General features: G+C 57.7%; 17 protein-coding genes. 7 read left to right on the plus strand and 10 right to left on the minus strand.

What is annotated here, in order from left to right; translation table 11 throughout:
* Positions 1 to 104 precede the first annotated feature (104 nt).
* Positions 105 to 1,085: a LysR substrate-binding domain-containing protein gene (locus AC0ZWN_RS24240; RefSeq protein WP_476336869.1), complete on the plus strand. Its 981-nt coding sequence runs from the start codon at positions 105 to 107 to the stop codon at positions 1,083 to 1,085.
* Between the two features lie 175 nt (positions 1,086 to 1,260).
* Positions 1,261 to 1,779: a GNAT family N-acetyltransferase gene (locus AC0ZWN_RS24245; protein ID WP_476336871.1), complete on the plus strand. Its 519-nt coding sequence runs from the start codon at positions 1,261 to 1,263 to the stop codon at positions 1,777 to 1,779.
* Position 1,780: 1 nt separating this feature from the next.
* Here the strand turns inward: AC0ZWN_RS24245 and AC0ZWN_RS24250 are convergent, their stop codons facing one another.
* The 5 genes from AC0ZWN_RS24250 to AC0ZWN_RS24270 all read right to left on the minus strand — a co-directional run bounded on the left by AC0ZWN_RS24250 (position 1,781) and on the right by AC0ZWN_RS24270 (position 6,424).
* Positions 1,781 to 2,473, minus strand: a complete 693-nt coding sequence (locus AC0ZWN_RS24250) for an aspartate/glutamate racemase family protein (RefSeq protein WP_476336872.1) — start codon at positions 2,471 to 2,473, stop codon at positions 1,781 to 1,783.
* A gap of 118 nt (positions 2,474 to 2,591) precedes the next feature.
* On the minus strand, positions 2,592 to 3,041 hold the full coding sequence (locus AC0ZWN_RS24255) for a DUF2599 domain-containing protein (RefSeq protein WP_476336874.1): 450 nt from the start codon (positions 3,039 to 3,041) through the stop codon (positions 2,592 to 2,594).
* A complete protein-coding gene (locus AC0ZWN_RS24260; protein WP_460090772.1) occupies positions 3,041 to 3,973 on the minus strand; it encodes a halovibrin HvnC in 933 nt (310 codons plus the stop codon). Before AC0ZWN_RS24260 ends, AC0ZWN_RS24255 begins: the two co-directional genes overlap by 1 nt.
* A 38-nt stretch (positions 3,974 to 4,011) precedes the next feature.
* Entirely contained in the window at positions 4,012 to 4,959 is a 948-nt protein-coding gene (locus AC0ZWN_RS24265; protein WP_476336875.1) for a halovibrin HvnC, read from the minus strand.
* Between the two features lie 73 nt (positions 4,960 to 5,032).
* The gene (locus AC0ZWN_RS24270) at positions 5,033 to 6,424 is read right to left on the minus strand and encodes a hypothetical protein (protein WP_476336877.1); all 1,392 of its coding nucleotides are present in this window, start codon (positions 6,422 to 6,424) and stop codon (positions 5,033 to 5,035) included.
* A 210-nt stretch (positions 6,425 to 6,634) separates the two neighbouring features.
* On the opposite strand from AC0ZWN_RS24270, the gene AC0ZWN_RS24275 reads away from it, so the two are divergent.
* Complete coding sequence (locus AC0ZWN_RS24275; protein ID WP_116254703.1) at positions 6,635 to 7,126, plus strand: hypothetical protein; 492 nt, start codon at positions 6,635 to 6,637, stop codon at positions 7,124 to 7,126.
* A gap of 108 nt (positions 7,127 to 7,234) precedes the next feature.
* Here the strand turns inward: AC0ZWN_RS24275 and AC0ZWN_RS24280 are convergent, their stop codons facing one another.
* The 3 genes from AC0ZWN_RS24280 to ccoN all read right to left on the minus strand — a co-directional run bounded on the left by AC0ZWN_RS24280 (position 7,235) and on the right by ccoN (position 10,074).
* Positions 7,235 to 8,170 (minus strand): halovibrin HvnC, encoded by a 936-nt coding sequence (locus tag AC0ZWN_RS24280; protein ID WP_476336879.1) that lies wholly within the window; start codon positions 8,168 to 8,170, stop codon positions 7,235 to 7,237.
* A gap of 239 nt (positions 8,171 to 8,409) precedes the next feature.
* Positions 8,410 to 8,628 carry a cbb3-type cytochrome c oxidase subunit 3 gene (locus AC0ZWN_RS24285; RefSeq protein WP_476336881.1) on the minus strand — a complete coding sequence of 73 codons (219 nt, stop codon included), beginning with the start codon at positions 8,626 to 8,628 and terminating at the stop codon, positions 8,410 to 8,412.
* An 18-nt stretch (positions 8,629 to 8,646) separates the two neighbouring features.
* Positions 8,647 to 10,074, minus strand: a complete 1,428-nt coding sequence (gene ccoN, locus AC0ZWN_RS24290; RefSeq protein WP_099759420.1) for a cytochrome-c oxidase, cbb3-type subunit I — start codon at positions 10,072 to 10,074, stop codon at positions 8,647 to 8,649.
* Positions 10,075 to 10,359: 285 nt separating this feature from the next.
* On the opposite strand from ccoN, the gene AC0ZWN_RS24295 reads away from it, so the two are divergent.
* The 4 genes from AC0ZWN_RS24295 (at position 10,360) to AC0ZWN_RS24310 (ending at position 15,077) form a co-directional block, all read left to right on the plus strand.
* Positions 10,360 to 12,033, plus strand: coding sequence for a nitrite/sulfite reductase (locus AC0ZWN_RS24295; RefSeq protein ID WP_476336883.1), 1,674 nt, complete (start codon positions 10,360 to 10,362; stop codon positions 12,031 to 12,033).
* Positions 12,030 to 12,509: a DUF934 domain-containing protein gene (locus tag AC0ZWN_RS24300; RefSeq protein WP_476336885.1), complete on the plus strand. Its 480-nt coding sequence runs from the start codon at positions 12,030 to 12,032 to the stop codon at positions 12,507 to 12,509. Before AC0ZWN_RS24295 ends, AC0ZWN_RS24300 begins: the two co-directional genes overlap by 4 nt.
* Before the next feature lie 220 nt (positions 12,510 to 12,729).
* Positions 12,730 to 13,704: a hypothetical protein gene (locus AC0ZWN_RS24305; RefSeq protein ID WP_476336886.1), complete on the plus strand. Its 975-nt coding sequence runs from the start codon at positions 12,730 to 12,732 to the stop codon at positions 13,702 to 13,704.
* Between the two features lie 698 nt (positions 13,705 to 14,402).
* A complete protein-coding gene (locus AC0ZWN_RS24310) occupies positions 14,403 to 15,077 on the plus strand; it encodes a DUF3313 domain-containing protein (RefSeq protein WP_093433003.1) in 675 nt (224 codons plus the stop codon).
* Positions 15,078 to 15,126: 49 nt separating this feature from the next.
* Here the strand turns inward: AC0ZWN_RS24310 and AC0ZWN_RS24315 are convergent, their stop codons facing one another.
* Positions 15,127 to 16,122, minus strand: a complete 996-nt coding sequence (locus tag AC0ZWN_RS24315; RefSeq protein WP_476336887.1) for a DUF3829 domain-containing protein — start codon at positions 16,120 to 16,122, stop codon at positions 15,127 to 15,129.
* Positions 16,119 to 17,747, minus strand: a complete 1,629-nt coding sequence (locus tag AC0ZWN_RS24320) for a J domain-containing protein (protein ID WP_476336889.1) — start codon at positions 17,745 to 17,747, stop codon at positions 16,119 to 16,121. Before AC0ZWN_RS24320 ends, AC0ZWN_RS24315 begins: the two co-directional genes overlap by 4 nt.
* Positions 17,748 to 18,175 lie beyond the last annotated feature (428 nt).

Genomic DNA, 18,175 nt, shown 5'->3' on the forward strand with positions numbered 1-18,175 from the left:
GTGTCAGGTTAAGAAATGTCGACTGACACACCGCTATCGCGAGCAGGCTCACTCCTACAGGGAGCTGCGTTAAGACAAATACAAAGATCGACAGGGAGTCATCGATGTCATTCACCGAACCCGCAGGACGACCGGGCACCAACGATTACCGCTGGCCACATGACCACAGCGAACCGTGGCTCGCACACGCCGCGACCATCGACAGCGAAGTCGCGCAATACTTCCTCGTCAGCGCCCGCTGCGGTTGCTTCATGCAAGCCGCGCGCAGCCTCAACGTGCGCGCGACCTTGTTGCGCAAACAACTGGCCCAGCTTGAGCAAGAACTGCAACACACCCTGTTCAGCTTTCAGGGCAGCGCCTTGAGCCTCACCCGCGAAGGCCAACAGCTACAGGCCAAACTCATAGCGCTGGCCAACGAACGCAAACTGCCGGTGATCGAGCAACCATTGATCCGCCTCGCCGTCGCCGAATCGATCCTCCACGACATCCTCGGCCGCGATCTCATCGCACTGCTGCGGCGCAACGCCAGCGTGCGCCTGGAAATCATCGCGCTGGACAGCGAACTGTCCCTGCGCGCGGTCAGCGCCGACATCGTTCTCTGGCTCGCCCATGGCGAAACCCCACACCCCGGCCCGACCTTCGCCACCAGCGAACCGCAACCGCTGGCACGCCTCGACTACCTGCCACACATCGCCAAACGCTACTCCCGCGTCACCGCCCGCCCGGACACGCCTGATGACCTCGCCGACTTCATGCTGGTGCAATGGCAGCATGACCGGCAGATCGACAGCTTCCGGCCGTGGAATGAGTTGGTTGCACAGCGGTTGGCCGGGGTGGTGCAGATGCAGTCTTATGAGTTGATGCTGGAGATGATTCGTTGCAGCGCGTGCATTGGTTTGTTGCCGGCGTATATGAGCCGGTTTGATCGAGGCCTGATCGCACTGCCGGGGCTGTTCGAGGAACCGATGCAATTGGAGGCATGGCTGGCCGTTAACGCTGAGTCGCAGAATGTGGCCGAAGTGCAGACCCTCACTGACCTCATCCACCACACCTTCAATGAACGTCAGGAATGGTTTCAGCCCTGATGCATTCCCCTGTAGGAGTGAGCCTGCTCGCGAAAGCGGTGTGTCAGATTGATCAATGTTGACTGACACACCGCTTTCGCGAGCAGGCTCACTCCTACAAGTGTTTACCTATGGCAGATGAGGTGTTCAGCGGTTTAGAGTGGTCAGCCACACATCGATCCAGGAAGGATCCGCCATGCCAGACCACAATCCCGCCATCCACCTCGAGCGTTTCAACGAATCGCACATTGAGGGCATCACTGCGCTGTACAACGATCCAGCTGTGGCGCGTCAGGTGCTGCAGATGCCGTTTCAGTCCGTTGAGGTCTGGCGCCAGCGCCTGCTGGCGGACAACGAACGGGCGGTGAAGCTGGTTGCGCTGCATCAGGGCGTGGTGATCGGCAACCTCGGGCTGGAGGCGTATTCGCGGATGCGTCGGGCGCACGCTGGCAGTTTCGGTATGGGCGTTGCGGTGGCGTGGCAGGGCAAAGGCGTGGGCTCGACGCTGTTGGCGGCGGCGCTGGAGGTTGCCGACAACTGGATGAATCTGCACCGCGTCGAACTCACCGTGTATGCCGATAACGAAGCGGCCATCGGCCTCTACCGCAAGTTCGGTTTCGAGGACGAAGGCCTGTTTCGCGATTACGCGGTGCGCGACGGGCAATGGGTCGACACCCTGAGCATGGCCCGCCTGCGCAATCGTCCGAAAGCCTGACTCACTCGCCCAGGGCGAACGCCACCGCCGACTGTGCATGCAGTTCGGTGGTGTCGAGCAGGGGCAGGGCGCTGTGTTCGGGTTTGATCAACATGCCAATTTCCGTGCAGCCGAGGATGATCGCCTGCGCGCCACGCGCGGTGAGGGATTCGATCACCCGCTGATAGATTTGTCGCGACTGTTCATTGATCACGCCGACGCAAAGTTCGTCGTAGATGATCCGGTGCACATCCTTACGCTCTGTTTCGTCCGGCACCAATACGGTCAAACCTCGGGCAATCAAACGTTGTTTGAGAAAGTCCTGCTCCATAGTGAACGCGGTGCCGAGCAATCCGACGGTGCGCGCATCTATGTTCAGGGCCGCCTGTGCGGCCGGTTCGGCAATGTGCAGAAACGGAATGTTGATCGCCGCCTGAATCTGCTCGGCGACCTTGTGCATGGTGTTGGTACACAGCACCACACAATCAGCGCCGCCGGCTTCGAGCCTGCGCGCGGCGTTCACCAGAATCGCCGCCGCATCCTCCCAGCGCCCGGCGTGCTGGGCCTGTTCGACAGGGCCGAAGTCGACGCTGTACATCAGCATTTGCGCCGAGCGCAACGGGCCGAGACGATCGCGGACTTGCTGATTGATCAGTCGATAGTATTCGGCGCTGGATTCCCAGCTCATGCCGCCGATCAGGCCGATGGTGCGCATTGAAGTTCCTCGGGCAATGGCCTGACGCGAGTGAAGACAGGCCTGCACCGAGTTTCCTTGGGTTAAAGGATGGATGCCAGCAGCAAAATAACTGTAACGATGAAGTTTTACGCAAGTGTCATGGTGCAGGCTCAGGTAACGGGATGACGTGATTGCAACCGGCGGCGAGTGTCTTGGCATATCCGACATCCGGACGCCACGGCTCGAGATTCCATTCGGGTTTATCGCGCGCGATCGCCAAGTGGCAAATCAGTTGGTGGCGCATGCCGTGGGTATTTTGCCAATAGCGGCTGTTGGAATAATCACGTGTCAACTCATCCCAAATAAAAGGCGTGGCTTCCGGGAGAGTTTTCCTGGCACAAGGTGTGGGTGTGATGGAAAAAGTCCATTCATATTCCCGATACACCCAATGCGCGCTCTGAATGTATTTTACGCAGCGCTCGACCGTCAGAATGAAGCTATCCGGGTCGTCCGATTTTGGCTGCGCATGAGCCGGCCAGCTCAACAGTGCCGTCAGGCCGATGGCAGCCATTGCGAACGTTGCAGAGATTGTGCGAACAGTGCTCATTATCTGATTTCCTGGTCTGCTGCGGAGTAGGTGAACGTCGCTGTACCGGTCGCGCTGGCGGCCAACTCCACGCGAATGATGGGAACGATCACCTTCGCACTGGTTGAGTTATAAAAATCCCGTTGGTTGTATTTCGCATCGGCGAGCTGCTTGGGATCGGTACTCGAGCCGAGGTAGAAGAACGCCAGGATGGGGAAGGTGTTTTGCTTGCCGGCAGGCCAGGTTTTGATAAGTATGTCGTTCCATTGGGCGAAGCCTGTTTGCCCTAACAAGCTCTTGGCGCGCAGCGATTGATAAAACGCCGGGCCGGCGAGCATGTTGCGTTCGTCTCTGACATCAAAGTCGCATTGCCGCCGGTTTTGATCGCCAGGAGCGCCATCCCAAGCCGCTTTGAATTGCTCGCCGGTGGTTATGTTTGCATCCTGGCAGTGGCCACTCTTCGGGTAAGAAGGGTGAGCAACGCAAACGGCGGTTGCACTGCGATACCATCCATAAGAGTCCATGGGATACGCACATAGCACTGCTAACTGGTCAGTGCCGGCAAGCCTTTCCAATATCGGATACAGCATGTAGCCATTGGCGTTGCCCCAGGCCATTTTGCTGAAGTTGCTATCCGCACGCAGGTAGGAGAAGTTGACTCCGCCATTTTTTACCGAGGTCGGACTCGGATCCCAGACTTTATATGTATTGTTCGGGTCTTTTTCCGTAACCCTGATCATCACTCCTGAACATAGAAAGGCAGGTTGCGAATCCACTTTGTTGCAATTGGGGAACTTGCGGGCGTAGAGCGTCGTGAGATAAGTGGCGGTAGCCGGGCCATCCATTCTCTGGCTTTGCACTGCGCTCGCGTCGATTACATCAGGCGATTGCGATGCAGGCTGTGAGCATGCCGTCAACAAACCGATCAGCAAGAATGCGACTATTTTGTACATGATGATTTCCTTTTCCTTCAACTAAAGTTGGAATGGACTTACTGGAGGATCACCTGATCGGCCTGTATGTAAGTAAAAATCGTGCCACTACTGGCAAGCGTCAGACGAATGATCGGTACGATGACTTTCGGATTGGTCGAGTTATAGAAATCACGCTGGTTGTACTGGGCGTCCGCCAGGCCCGCGCTGCCGTTTAAGTAGAAGAACGCCATGATCGGAAACCTGTTGGCAGGGAAGGACTGTTTACATGAAGTGGCAGGGTTGGCGCTGGTGGGGTCGCACCAGGTCTTGATCTGGATTTCGTTGTGATTCTCGTTGCGCGGATTGGGCAGCCCTCTGGCGCGTATGGATTGATAGAACGCCGGGCCGGCCAATGCATTGCGTTCATCCCTGACGTCAAAGCCGCATTGCCGTTGATTGGGGCTGCCGCCGGGCACTTTCCAGACTTCGTACCATTGTTCTGCGGTGGTCACGCCCGCGTTTTGGCATAGCTGGCTTTGCGCTGGATAGCTCGCGTGCGCTGCACAAGGGGTATTGCCACGAGTGTGACTCCAAGCGTCGTACGGGTAAGAGCACAGTATTTGATGATCAAGCTTGTCTGTGGGCGCTTCGAATATCGGAAAGACTATGTAGCCGTTGTTATAGCTATAAGCGAAGCGTGTGATGTTGGAGTCTGCTCGCAGATAGGAAAATGTCACCATGCCCTGTTTTACTGAAGTCGGGCTCGGTTCCCAGACTTTATATTTGTTGTCAGGATCCTTGACGGTGACTCTGATTATGACGCCTGAACAGAGAAACGCAGGTTGAGAGTTTGAGTTGTTGCAGTTCGCGTACTTGCGGTCGTACAGGGTTGAAAGGCGTGCGGCAATGGCAGGCCCATCAATGTTCTGGACTATATTGGTAATGGTGGGCGCCGGCTGTTGCCGGGTGTCTTGGGAACAACCGAACAACACAGCGATTAATATGAAACCGATTATTTGGCGCATGATGATTTGCTCTTCACCGTTCAGGGTAATGAGAAATGTCGGTTTGATTGCGGTTGCCCTGCCTCGTAACTCGCTAGAGCCTCACCCTGAGGCACCATGAAAAGATCAGTGGCTCACTGGTCCCGGTACGTTTGAGCGTGTAGTTGAACATCACGTCTTTTCCGCGGTTCTCTGTGATCCACGCCGCTGGAATCGGGATGTTGGTGTAAGACTCGTTGACGATGTCCACCTCGTCGCTATAGCGGGTGGTCACACCATGCAACGCCATACGCACTCTGTAGGGAGCTTCAAGTGTCGGGTAGTGAACCCTTAAATTGGTTCTGTCTGTATTGATCGTGGGTTGCCCTAGAAGGTGCTTCTGCTCGGTGAATGCCAGATTCAGATCGCGAGAGGGCTTGTCATCGGTAGTGCCGGGCAATCTGACCGTGTAGGTTACTTCTGCCCGACCACCGCCCCCCATAGTGTCGATGACCTCCAGGCGCGGAATCTGGAAATGCAACGTTTCCCCAGGTGTTTTTACAGTCTGCACCTCAGTGGTGTAGGTGAAGCTGCGTCCGAGCCATTGGACTCTTACCGTTTGCCCTGTGTCGGAGCCTGTGTAGTTGACTTCTACCGTGGCGAACTTGGCTTCATAAAAATCCTTGATGAAGTTCAGTAGCGTGCCGCCGGACTCTTTCGCTTCCAGTACCTTGGGCCTGATCAGATCGAGTTCCGGTTGTCGGCGTAAGTGCACATCGATCAACGTGGTTTTTGACCAGATGGCTTGGGGGCCGGAAGAGTTGCCGAGTTGATCGGTGACTCTGAAACGCATGGCGAATTTGGGGTTGTCCTGCCAGAAGTCGATGGCGACCAGTTTCAATACCACGCTGCCTGCCGCTGCTTGCGCCGCGCTGACGACATGCTCTTTTTCCAGGCTATCGCAATAAAGCGTAATGATGTCCCGCTCGCGCATATGGATGTAACGCAGAGTCACATCCACGCCCTTTTCTGCGCGGCCGGCATCGATGCCGTCGGTGATGACATCGGCCGGAAGGCTCATGATCAGATTGGGATTGTCTCCACCCCCCGAAATCTGGTCACCGGGGCGCGGGGTGTAATAGAGCACTTTCAGCGCCTCCGAAGTTTCGGGATCCTGACCGACTCGGGTCACTTGCAGGCGTAACGGGTTGATGCCGTTTTTCAATAGTGCGGCAGGTAGATCCATGTTGAACCGCTGATTCTCCTCGCCCGGCTGGGTAACCTTGTTGATCACCGCGACATCCGAGGTTCCGAGCAATATGCCTGCGTCGTCATAGGCGCTATGGTTGAGCCATGGATCGATTAGCAGTTGGAGAAAGCCATTGTTGTGCAACGACAGGGGAACTCCGCCATGTGGCTTTTCCGGATGTTGTATGGCTGTAACCCAGCCTGGAATTTTCACAGGGGCGATGTCTTGGGGTTGTGTTTTACCGTTATCGACGGTCATGCGGCTTCTCCGGAACTCAAGCAACTCGAGGGTTTATCTAAAACCCTCTGTCGCTGGCTGCCTACTGTCAGATCTGACAGGTGGAGGGGGCAAATCCTACCGTTCGTCTGGATTAAGCGTATGCGGAGCTTGAATCGGTGGTTAACCGTACGCCAGCACGTTGATCTGCCACTATCGGAGTTCGCAGGCTTTGAGCCGAGGAGTGCAACAATGGACGACGTACAACAACTGGGCGATATGCTTCGCCGCTATGCCGAGAGCGAAGCGCACAAGGCCCAACTGTTCGAGACCCAGTCGGCGGCGTGGGCCGCCCGGATCATCGAGTTGTTCGGCAACATTGAGCAATGGCTTGCGCCGGTACAAATGCCCAATCTGCTGGAAGTCAGCCGTGAGACGTATGTCGCGTTCGGGCCGAGCACGCCGGTGGAAACCTCGACCTTCAAGACGGAAAAGCTGAGCATCGTGATTGCCGGCAAACCGGTAGAGTTCGTGCCAGATGTGATGGGCAGCGCGGGGCAGATTTCTCTGGCGGTGATGGGCCTTACGGCGGCACGTTACGGCAGTATTTCCCTGGTGGGATTGGCAGACGGTGAGTGGCAGTGGCGCAAGACCAATGGGCTGAAGGATCCCGACACGTTTGTATTTGATGCAAATTTTCTGGCGCTGCAATTGCAGAGTCTGATACCGCGTGAACGCGGCTAGCACCATCGGCCTCGCTTGGTCCAGTCCTGCACACGTGACGAGGCCAATCCGGCGGTGACGCTACTGGCTGCGTTTGCAGTGCAGGCACGGTGAGCAGCACGGGCTGAATCAGGGTTTGATCAACTGATCCGTGTCAACGTACTGGAATGTTGCATCGTGGGCTGATGTGGATGGGGGATACAGACGGATCACCGGCACCCAGATTCTGGAAGTCGTGGAATCATAGAAATCCTTCTGATTGTCTCGGGCTTGAGATAACCCGGCATTGTCCCCCCCGGCGATATAAAAGAAGGCCATCAGAGGCAAGGTGTTTTGCAGGTTCTGTGGCCAGGTCTTGATCACGATTTCATTCTGTTCGGAGAAATGTGCAGACACTTGGCTCAACATTGTGCGGGCTCGTACCGATTGGTAAAAAGCCGCTGCAGCCGGCCTTCCGGTTGCCTCGGAAACGTCGAAGCCACATTGTCGAATGTGATGACTGTTGGGCGAGTTATCCCAAACGCTTTTCCATTGCTCGGCGGTGGTCACACCCGCACTTCGGCAACGCTGGCTTGTCGCGGGAAAAGAGGCGTGTGGACCACAGGGGGTTGTGCGGTTCCAGGTCCAGCCATCGATGGGAAAGGAGCACAAAACGTCCAGATCGACCTTGTCTTGCGGCGCACCGAAGATGGGGTACAACATTAATCCATTGCCTTTGCCCCAGGCCAGACGGCCGAATTTCGAGTCTGCCCTGAGGAAGGAAAACGATACTCCGCCGTTCTTGACTGAGGTTGGGCTTGGGTTCCATACGTGATGCGTTTCGCCAGGCTGCTTGTCCGTGACTCGAAGAATGATCCCGGAACAGAGAAAAGCCGGTTGATTGGCTGACTCATGGCAGTTCACGAATTTGGAGTTGTAGAGCTGGTTCAATAGCTCGACCACTTGCGGGCCCGTCATTGCTACGTTTGGACTATTGCTGACACCTTGCTCGACCGGTGACTGGGTGGCGATGGGTGAGCAGCCTAATAGTGTTGCAAGGAGCAATGTAAGGAGGGCGCTTCTCATCTTGGTGCTCCCTGGTTCTGACTGGTCAATACCGATGGTCATGTGGCAGTGTTTGGCAGCACGTTGGAAAACGATGCGCTATGAGTGCCGTCTCGTTAGCAACATAAAGACAAACCTGCCACCTGCCTACTGTCAGATCTGACAGGGGAAATACGAAAAATCTACCGTTTGTCGGTGGCGGACTGTCAGAGCAAAATGTGCAGGCAGCGGAGGGGAGGCCCCTCCGCTACTGATTCCTCTCACATTTCAAGATTGATCCAGCATGGTTTGGCGTCTTCCGGCGCCACCGCTTTCACGGTTTTCCCGGTAGCCAGTTCAACCCGCCGCGCCACCTCGGGGTCATCGGCAAACGGCACCATGCTCGCTTCCTCCAGACTGTCCGCCGTCTCCCGCCGCAAGCAGTACTCCACCGCCAGCCATAGAAACATCACGCCCAACACATCAAAGAAAATCTCCATCACGCGCGGCTCCCTGCCTCAGGCGATCTGCGCTTCACTGCGTGCCAGTGAAATGTCGGCCACCCGCACCGTGCGCCACACGTTGTAAGCCATCAACAACATCCCGGTGAGGAAGAACACCCCGCCGGCAAAGCGCACGATAAACCCCGGATGACTGGCCTGTAGCGCTTCGACGAATGAATAGGTCAGCGTGCCGTCCTCGTTGATCGCCCGCCACATCAGGCCCTGGGTGATGCCGTTGACCCACATCGAAGCGATGTAGAGCACCGTGCCGATGGTCGCCAGCCAGAAGTGCAGATTGATCAGCGGCGTGCTGTACATCTGCTCGCGGCCAAACACTTTCGGCACCATGTGATAGGTCGCGCCGAAGGTGATCATCGCCACCCAGCCCAACGCGCCGGCGTGGACGTGGCCGATGGTCCAGTCGGTGTAGTGGGAGAGGGCGTTGACGGTTTTGATCGCCATCATCGGCCCTTCGAAGGTCGACATGCCGTAGAACGCCAGCGACAGCACGAGGAATCGCAGGATCGGGTCGGTGCGCAACTTATGCCAGGCACCGGACAAGGTCATCATGCCGTTGATCATCCCGCCCCAGCTCGGCGCGAGCAGGATCAGCGACATGGCCATGCCCAGTGACTGCGCCCAGTCCGGCAGCGCGGTGTAGTGCAAATGGTGCGGGCCGGCCCAGATGTACAAGGTAATCAGCGCCCAGAAATGCACAATCGACAAGCGATACGAATACACCGGCCGATTGACCTGTTTCGGCACGAAGTAATACATCATGCCGAGGAACCCGGTGGTCAGGAAGAAACCCACCGCGTTGTGCCCGTACCACCACTGCACCATCGCATCGGTGGCGCCGGAATACACCGGATACGACTTGAACCAGTCCACCGGAATCGACAGGTGATTGACCACGTGCAACATGGCGATCACCAGGATGAACGCGCCGAAAAACCAGTTACCGACGTAGATGTGCTTGGTCTTGCGCTGCACCACGGTGGTGAAAAACACGATGGCGTAGGCGACCCAGACCACGGCCATCCACACTGCGCCGGAGAATTCGATTTCGGCGTATTCCTTGGTAGTGGTGTAGCCCAGCGGCAGAGTGACCAGCATGATCACGATCACTGATTGCCAGCCCCAGAAGGTGAACGCGGCGAGTTTGTCTGAATACAGCCGTACCTGGCAGGTGCGCTGCACCGCGTAGTAACTGGCGGCAAATTGCGCGCTGCCGGCGAAACCAAAAATCACCAGGCTGGTGTGCAGCGGTCGCAAGCGGCCGAAGGTGGTCCACGGCAGGTCCAGGTTCATCTCTGGCCACACCAGTTGCGAGGCGATAAAAACCCCCATCGCCATGCCCACCACACCCCAGAAAACCGTCGCGATAACGAATTGGCGGACGACCTTGTAGTTGTAAGCCTGTCCGATTGTTGCTGTGCTCATGGTCAGTTCATCCACGGTTGCAAAGTCTTGCCAGGCCACCCGGTCTGGCATGAGCTGCACTGTAGAAACCCCACCAGAAACAAAACAGGCTCAGGAATCTTTGATTTGTGCGGATCAGATTGAAGGGCTGACTGCGGCGTTCTGCCGCGCCCTGATATGGTTTTTATGAGTTCAGGTGAATCTGTAACGTGCTGCGCCGTTCGGCCATAGTCTGGAAAAATCCTGTGGGAGCGAGCTTGCTCGCTCCCACAGTTTTGATCCGTGATCAATTCTGATGAGGTGTGCATGTATCAATACGATGATTACGACCGGGCGCTGGTGTTCGAGCGTGTTGCGCAATTCCGCGATCAGGTCGAGCGCTTCATGGCCGGGGAGTTGAGCGAAGAGGAGTTTTTGCCGCTGCGCCTGCAAAACGGCCTGTACCTGCAGAAGCACGCCTACATGCTGCGCGTGGCGATTCCCTACGGCACGCTGAGCGCCGAGCAGATGCGCACGCTGGCGAGCATTGCGAGCGACTACGATCGCGGTTATGGCCACTTCACCACGCGGCAGAACATGCAGTTCAACTGGATCGAACTCGCCGAGGTGCCGGATATCCTCGAGCGTCTGGCGCAGGTCAACATGCATGCGATCCAGACCTCCGGCAACTGCGTGCGCAACATCACCACCGAGGCGTTCGCCGGGGTCGCGGCGGACGAACTGATCGACCCGCGCCCGTTGGCCGAGATCCTGCGGCAGTGGTCGACGATCAACCCGGAATTCCTGTTTCTGCCGCGCAAATTCAAGATCGCCATTTGCTCGGCCAAGCAGGATCGCGCGGCAATCATGATGCACGACATCGGCCTGTATCTTTACCCCGGCCGCGATGGGCAGATGCTTCTGCGAGTGATCGTCGGCGGTGGTCTGGGGCGCACGCCGATCCTCGGTTTGCAGATTCGCGAAGGCTTGCCGTGGCAGCATTTGCTGTCCTACGTCGAAGCGGTTTTGCGCGTGTACAACCGCCACGGCCGGCGCGATAACAAGTACAAGGCGCGCATCAAGATTCTGGTCAAGGCGCTGGGTATCGAGGCGTTCGCCAAGGAAGTCGAAGAGGAATGGCAACACCTCAAGGACGGCCCGGCGCAGTTGACCGAGGCCGAATATCAGCGGGTCGCCAGCGCCTTCGTGCCGCCGGTTTATCAGACCCTGGCCGACACCGATCTGGACTTCGGCACGCGCCTGGCCGAAAGCCCGGCGTTTGCCCGTTGGGTCGCGCGCAATGTGCAACCGCACAAGGTGCCGGGTTACACCAGCGTGGTGCTGTCGACCAAACCGGGCATGGCGGCGCCGCCGGGGGATGTCACCGGCGCGCAGATGCTCGCAGTCGCCGACTGGTCGCAGCGTTTCGGGTTTGGCGAGATCCGTATTGCCCATGAGCAGAACATCGTCCTCCCCGACGTGGCGAAAAGCGACCTCTATGCGCTGTGGCAACTGGCCTGCAAACACGATCTGGGCAGCGCCAACGTCGGCCTGCTGACCGACATCATTGCCTGCCCCGGTGGCGATTTCTGTGCACTGGCCAACGCCAAATCGATCCCGATTGCCCAGGCGATTCAGGCGCGTTTCGATAATCTTGATTACCTGCACGATCTGGGTGATATCAGCCTGAATATCTCCGGCTGCATGAACGCTTGCGGCCATCACCACATCGGCAATATCGGCATCCTCGGCGTCGATAAGAACGGCAGCGAGTGGTATCAGATCACTCTCGGCGGTGCGCAGGGCAAAAACAGCGCATTGGGCAAAGTCATCGGCCCGTCGTTCAGCGCTGCGGAAGTGCCGCAGGTGATCGAGCGGATCATCGGCACGTTTGTGCGCTATCGCGAGCACGAGGAATTGTTCGTCGACACCGTCGCGCGGATTGGCATGGAGCCGTTCAAGGAACGGGTCTATCCGAAGACGCTGGAGGCGGCGGTATGAACAATCTGTTGCGGCTGGAGCAGGGCGTAGCGCGGATAGTGACAGACGATCCGTGGACGTTGATGCGCGAACCATCGACGCTAAGGCCGGAGGGTTTGCTGATATTGCCGCTGATGCATTGGCTGGAATCACCGTCGACTCATGCGGTGTGGCTCGGTCCGGATGATGAGGTTGAAAGTCTGGTGCCGTGGCTGGACTCGTTACCGCTGATAGCGCTGGATTTTCCGAGTTTTCGCGACGGGCGTGCTTACAGCCAGGCTTATCTGCTGCGCAGCCGGTTCGGCTGGGCAGGGGAGTTGCGCGCGATTGGCGATGTGCTGCGTGATCAGCTCAGCCATATGCGCCAGTGCGGGTTCGACAGTTTCGCGGTGCGTGAGGACAAATCGGCTGAGGATGCGCTGAAAGGATTGGCCGGGATGAGCGTGTTGTATGGGCGTTCGGTCATCGAGCCACGCCCGCTGTTCCGGCGGCGCTGACGCTTGAAAAGATCGCAGCCTGTGGCAGCTCCTACATGAGTTCAACTGTAGGAGCTGCCACAGGCTGCGATCTTTTGATCTGGCTTTTACCACCGGGGAAACCCCTAGAAACCTCCTGAATCGGGCATTTTTCCTTGGGTGAGTGGTGGCCTTTTGGTAGAGTCGCCGTCGCCAGCGGGTTTTCGGCTGGACGATGGAACCGAAGAAGGGAGTCTGATCAGTGAGTCCGGGCAAAAAAATCCTCGGCCTCACAGCGTTGCTGTTAATGGTGACGCTGTGGGCCAGTTATTTTTACGTATTCAAGGAAAACCGCGACGGCCAGCTTGGCGGTGTGGGCGAAAGCACCGCGTGGTGCGGCACGCCACCGACCACAGAAGCGGTGTTGCTGGGCAAGGACCAACTGACCTTGCGCGTCACTAATAACCTGCGCGGCGAGTTCATGCTCAGTGGTTCCCTGGTGGTTTCCGAACGCACCTTCAACCGCTACGACCTCGCTCGCAATGAACTGCGCCTGCGTCTGGAACCGTTGCAATGGTCCTACGGCGTCACGCCGATCTTCCTTGAGCAGGTCAAGGTGCAGCCGCTGAGCCGCAACCTTTCCGCCACCAATAAAAGTGCCTACGCCGAACTTGAACCACGGCCGATCGGTGTCCAGGGTCAGGTTACCGAATTCCCTTTCGACAGCTATCGCTACGGCTATAAGCCGGTGCTCTATTACCTCAAGGGCAGCGAGCGCATCGACCTGCGCTTCAAGAACATCACCACGTTGATGGAGATGTCCAACACCTTCACGCCGATCCAGAAGTACAACCGCGTCGACTACATCAACGAGAAAACCTCGATGATTCGTGACGAGGATTACAAGGCGTACGGGCCGCACGAATGCGCGTTCAGCGTTGAGCGCAAAGGCTCGTTCAAGGTTGTGGTGTTGTTGCTGCTGTTGGTGTTGTGCCTGCCGTTACTGCTGGTGTTTTACCGCAATGAGCCGGGGATCGACTTCCTTGCCACGCTGTTGGGCGCCGCGATCGTGCGGGTGCTGCTGATCGGGCCGGTGCAGGATTTTCAGCTGTACAACATCGACTTCCTGTTGGGGGCGGCGATTTTGCTGGTGGGCACGGTGTCCTTGATCAAGGCGATGCACATCAACAGTCGGCGGGAGATGGCGTTGCGCAGTGGTGAGACTTCGTCCTGGTAACGGGGTGAACCCCTGAAAAGCCCCTCACCCTAACCCTCTCCCGGAGGGAGAGGGGACTGACCGAGTTGTCTGGCGAGCGACACCGACGTGACAAACCGAGTCGATTGTGGATTCAACGCCAATCGGTCACGTCGGTGTATCTCTGAAAGAGGGGACTGACCGAGTTGTCTGGCGAGCGACACCGACGTGACAGACCGAGTCGATTATGGATTCAACGCCAATCGGTCACGTCGGTGTATCTCTGAAAGAGGGGACTGACCGAGTTTTCTGGCGAGCGACACCGACGTGACAGACCGAGTCGATTATGGATTCAAAGCCAATCGGTCACGTCGGTGCATCTCTCGAATATCCCCCAATCGGTCCCCTCTCCCTCTGGGAGAGGGTTAGGGTGAGGGAAGACAATTTCCAGCCGGTCACTTAAGCGCCGGATCCCCCATGTTCATCTTCTTCCACCCCTGCAACAGCACTTGCGGGCGTTCTAGCTCAGCTTGTTCCAATGCAGCGGATTCTTGAAACTCACCAATGGCCAAGAGCTCGATGCAGCGTTGCCGGATGCTCGACGTCTTTCAAATGACGCTTGTGATCCTCCGCGCAGCCTTGCGTGAATATTGTGCTGTGCAATCGCAATTACTGAAGTTTTAGCTATACCTGTAATTCCCCCGGGCAAAGTTTTTCGGCCTTCTGACAGGAGTTACAGCATGAAGCTAGCAGTGATGATGGGCACTCTGTGCATTGCCACCGTCGCAATGGTGGGTTGTTCCAGCAAAACCGTCGACCCGAAAGAGTACTCAGGATTCCTCAAAGACTACAGCCAGCTCAAGGAGGCCAAATCCCCGTCCGGTGCCGAGGTGATGCGCTGGATCGATCCGAAGGTCGACGTCAGGAAATTCACCAGTGTGTACATCGAGCCGACTCAGCTCTACCCGAAACCGCAACCGACCGCGAAAATCTCCCAGCAAACCCTCAATGGCATCACTTCCTACTACGATCAGGCGCTCAAACGTGAGATCGGCAAAGACTTGCCGTTGGCCACCGGTCCTGGCCCGGGCGTGATTGTGGTGCGTGCGGCAATCACCGCCGTAAGCAGCTCCACCGAAGGCCTGCATGCTTACGAGGTAATTCCGATTGCGCTGGTCGCCGCTGCGGTCAGCACCGCCAGCGGTATTCGTGATCAGGAAACTACGTTGGCCACCGAAGCGGTGTTCCTCGATGGCGCGAATAACAAGGTCGTCGCGCAAGTGGTGCGCAAAGGCACCGGCAAGCCACTGGAAAATGATTCGCAGGCAATGAGTACCAATGACGTCAAACCCGTCATCGATGGCTGGGCCTCAGACCTGCGTCAGTCGTATCTGAAGCTCAAGAAAGCCAAGTAAGCGCACGAGGCCGGATTGTCCGCGAGGACCGTCCGGCCTGTGCACACCCTCAGAAATTGGCGCGTGCCTGGCGGTTGTAATGGCTGAGCAAGGCGTCGTAGCCACGGGTGACGGTGTAATAGTCGTCGCTCAAACGTTGCGGTTCGGCACGGTCCTGCCAATCCCTGTGCAGGGTGTTCAGTGCTTCGAGATAGTGCTGCGCAGGCTCACGGATGTGTCGCCACAGCTCGCGCGCATCATCGTCTTTGTTACGGAAACCAGGGTCACGCGGGCCGATGAAAGGCCCACCGCGATTCCACGCCTGTTGCAGATCAGCGGTGGTTTCGGCCACGGCTTGAGGGGTCAGGGTGCGATGCTTCATCCCGTCCTCCAGCCGCTCCAATGTCTCTCGGGCCTGAATCATATACGCCAGTAGAGACCAGTGGATCTCCTTGCCTACGCGTGCCTCAAGAAGTTTGAGCTGTTCGGATCGCTGCGCGATGTCCAGTGGCAGCAGTTCTTCTCTCAAGGCAGTCGATGCGCTGATATAGGCATTGCTGGCGGTCTGAATTTGCGCCAGAACTCGCGGTGTCTGGTTGAACGGGACGACAAAGAAGCTCGCACTTTTATCGAGTCGAGTCGGTGGCGAAATCACCGATGCCCACTTCAGTGCTTGCGCGTAGTCACGGACTTTCTGCGACAGCGCTGGCTGGTAGGTCAGCAGCTCGAGCTTTTCGTTGATATCCCGCAGGCAGGTATCCTCCTGGATGTCACGCACAGTGAACGCATCACTGTTATCGAAATCCTGAGGCTCGGAAATATACTTTCCGAACGCATCAGCGGTTGGCCGCTGATGTTGGTTTTTGTCGTAGGCGTTGCGCCAGTGCACATCGACACGGTTGACGCAGGCAATGATCGGACTCAACGCGTTGGCCTGTGCGGTCACCACTGAGTCGCGCTGATCAAGCCACAGGTCGAGCTTCAGGAATGGTCGGGTCGCGCTCGACAGCCCCATCACCACCAGAACGACCACGACGCCGCTGACAAACATGAATCTCGACGTCATGGCCGTGCCTCCGCGGGATACCACTGCTCGCGGGTGGCCGGGGCGCCGCAATCGAAAGAACTCGCCGGCAACCGGCTACACAAACGCTCCGCCCAGGGTTGCAGACCCTGATTGCGGTTGACCGTGCCTTGGCTGGCGGCCACTTTGAACACACCCAGCACCAGCACCAGGGCGACAACGCCGAGTAGCGTCAGGCCGATTTTCACCGGCAGGTTAGTCTTTTCCCAGGACGTGTGTGGCTTGACCTGACGGCGACGAATCAAACCCACGCTGGCCAGCGTGGCCGCATAGACGACGCCGGCGATGGGGCCGAAAAACCAGCAGAGTCCGGCCACCATCAATGCGCAGGGAATCAGATCGCGCAGTACGCCGAACGGCGCAGCGTCCTTGGCAAAACCCGGCCACAACCGTGCGCTGAGGCGGTCATCCAGCAGCCAATGGGTGTGCGCCAGTTCGTGCGTCAGCCAGTTGATACCCGCAGCGATCACGCCAAACACGATTGTTGAGGTCATGACGATATTGATCAGCCCGGTGACGCGCAGCCCCAGCGGAATGAAATGAGTAAACGCACCGATCAGGCAGGCCAGCACCACGCCAACGTAGGTCGGCCATTCGCCGCGTTTCAGTTCCCAGTCGCGCCAGAAAAACGCGGTGCCACCGGGCAATTCCGCGCAGACCTTCGGATGATTGGCATACAGCGCCGAACTCAAATGTCGGCAATGCTCCCAATCTTTCTCACGCAAGCGCCGGGCCAATGCGCGACGCTGGCTGAACGGGCCAGTGCCGAGCAGCAGGCGGGCGGCGCGGTGTTCGGCGGTGGCGGGCGGCTCTTCGGCGAGTTGACGCTGTTGCGCGATAAAAATCGGAGCTTCATGGCGCGCGACCAGACGTTTCCATTCATCTTTCGGGCAACGGTTGGCCGGACCGGAATGCCAGCCCTGGCCCGCGCAGACCTGTTCGAAAATAGCGGAAGACCAGTATTCGCTGTCCAGCAGCAATCGACTGAGGAACAGGTTGAACCACTGCCGGTGCACTTCAGCGTCGAGCCAGAGGTATTGCGCGCACTGTGCGTAGGCTTGCAAAAAGGCCGCACTGTCCTCACGTTCGAGGGCATCACGCAGCGGTCGAGTCATGCGTTCCCGCTGGTGATCGAGCAAATGTTCGATGGATTCCTCGTCCAGTTCCAGCCGCTGCCAGGCACTGAACCAGTGATACGTCTGCACCGCCCAATCGACCATCGGCGCCGATGTATCCGGGTGCTCGATGCAATGCTGCAGCAGGGTCTCTTCGAGGATATGCGCGCAACCCTGCTCAACGGCGAGGGCATGGCGCTGTTGCAATTGTGCAAGGCTGGTGTCGGCCAGCGAGCGCGTCGCCTGCTGCAAGGCATCGACTTCGACTACGGTCAGACCGGTCAAATCCCAGGCGTCTTCATCAGCCCCGTGGTCCTCGCTGGCCTGCGCCCATTCCTTGTAATTCAGGGCTTGCTCGTAGGCGTCACGCAGGCGCTGGAAGCCCTCGGCGTCTTCGTCCGGGCGGGTCTGTTTGAGCAGGGCAGCGTATTGGCGTTTGATACTGCGCGTATCGGCGTCGGCCGTAAGGCCAAGGACGGTCCAGCAACTCATTGCGTGTACAACTCCATGAAAACCTGCGACGCGGTCCAGTGATGGCACTTTGATTTTGCGCACCCTACCTGTTTCCCGTGAAAAAGTCCTCAGCTGTTGCTTATTGGCCGACAAACCAGCGGCAGTACGGGTTGCCACCGTTGCCGGGCATCACCCGCCAACTGACCCTGCAAGCGGACGGCGCACTGGCGACAGGAGCTGGCGAGTGATACGAGGTTGCGCTCTTTTGATCGTGTTTTTTAAATGCAAAATCAAAAGTTCGTCCGATCGCGGCTCGAGCCTTCGGCCGCTCCTACATATGCGTATTTCAATTCGGGATGTTTAAACGTTGTTTGGAATTTGCGGAACGTTCCCACAAGGTTTTCAGGTTGTCCGTCGGACGTCGGGTCTCTAGCCTGTGTTCGTCGCTGCCAAATCAGCGACCGGGA

The sequence above is a fragment of the Pseudomonas sp. 3B-A001-10F genome (assembly GCF_056313565.1).

Coding starts and splice junctions, on each gene's coding strand:
- AC0ZWN_RS24240 (WP_476336869.1), top strand. CDS start 105: ATGTCATTCACCGAACCCGCAGGACGACCGGGCACCAACGATTACCGC.
- AC0ZWN_RS24245 (WP_476336871.1), top strand. CDS start 1,261: ATGCCAGACCACAATCCCGCCATCCACCTCGAGCGTTTCAACGAATCG.
- AC0ZWN_RS24250 (WP_476336872.1), bottom strand. CDS start 2,473: ATGCGCACCATCGGCCTGATCGGCGGCATGAGCTGGGAATCCAGCGCC.
- AC0ZWN_RS24255 (WP_476336874.1), bottom strand. CDS start 3,041: ATGAGCACTGTTCGCACAATCTCTGCAACGTTCGCAATGGCTGCCATC.
- AC0ZWN_RS24260 (WP_460090772.1), bottom strand. CDS start 3,973: ATGTACAAAATAGTCGCATTCTTGCTGATCGGTTTGTTGACGGCATGC.
- AC0ZWN_RS24265 (WP_476336875.1), bottom strand. CDS start 4,959: ATGCGCCAAATAATCGGTTTCATATTAATCGCTGTGTTGTTCGGTTGT.
- AC0ZWN_RS24270 (WP_476336877.1), bottom strand. CDS start 6,424: ATGACCGTCGATAACGGTAAAACACAACCCCAAGACATCGCCCCTGTG.
- AC0ZWN_RS24275 (WP_116254703.1), top strand. CDS start 6,635: ATGGACGACGTACAACAACTGGGCGATATGCTTCGCCGCTATGCCGAG.
- AC0ZWN_RS24280 (WP_476336879.1), bottom strand. CDS start 8,170: ATGAGAAGCGCCCTCCTTACATTGCTCCTTGCAACACTATTAGGCTGC.
- AC0ZWN_RS24285 (WP_476336881.1), bottom strand. CDS start 8,628: ATGGAGATTTTCTTTGATGTGTTGGGCGTGATGTTTCTATGGCTGGCG.
- ccoN (WP_099759420.1), bottom strand. CDS start 10,074: ATGAGCACAGCAACAATCGGACAGGCTTACAACTACAAGGTCGTCCGC.
- AC0ZWN_RS24295 (WP_476336883.1), top strand. CDS start 10,360: ATGTATCAATACGATGATTACGACCGGGCGCTGGTGTTCGAGCGTGTT.
- AC0ZWN_RS24300 (WP_476336885.1), top strand. CDS start 12,030: ATGAACAATCTGTTGCGGCTGGAGCAGGGCGTAGCGCGGATAGTGACA.
- AC0ZWN_RS24310 (WP_093433003.1), top strand. CDS start 14,403: ATGAAGCTAGCAGTGATGATGGGCACTCTGTGCATTGCCACCGTCGCA.
- AC0ZWN_RS24315 (WP_476336887.1), bottom strand. CDS start 16,122: ATGACGTCGAGATTCATGTTTGTCAGCGGCGTCGTGGTCGTTCTGGTG.
- AC0ZWN_RS24320 (WP_476336889.1), bottom strand. CDS start 17,747: ATGAGTTGCTGGACCGTCCTTGGCCTTACGGCCGACGCCGATACGCGC.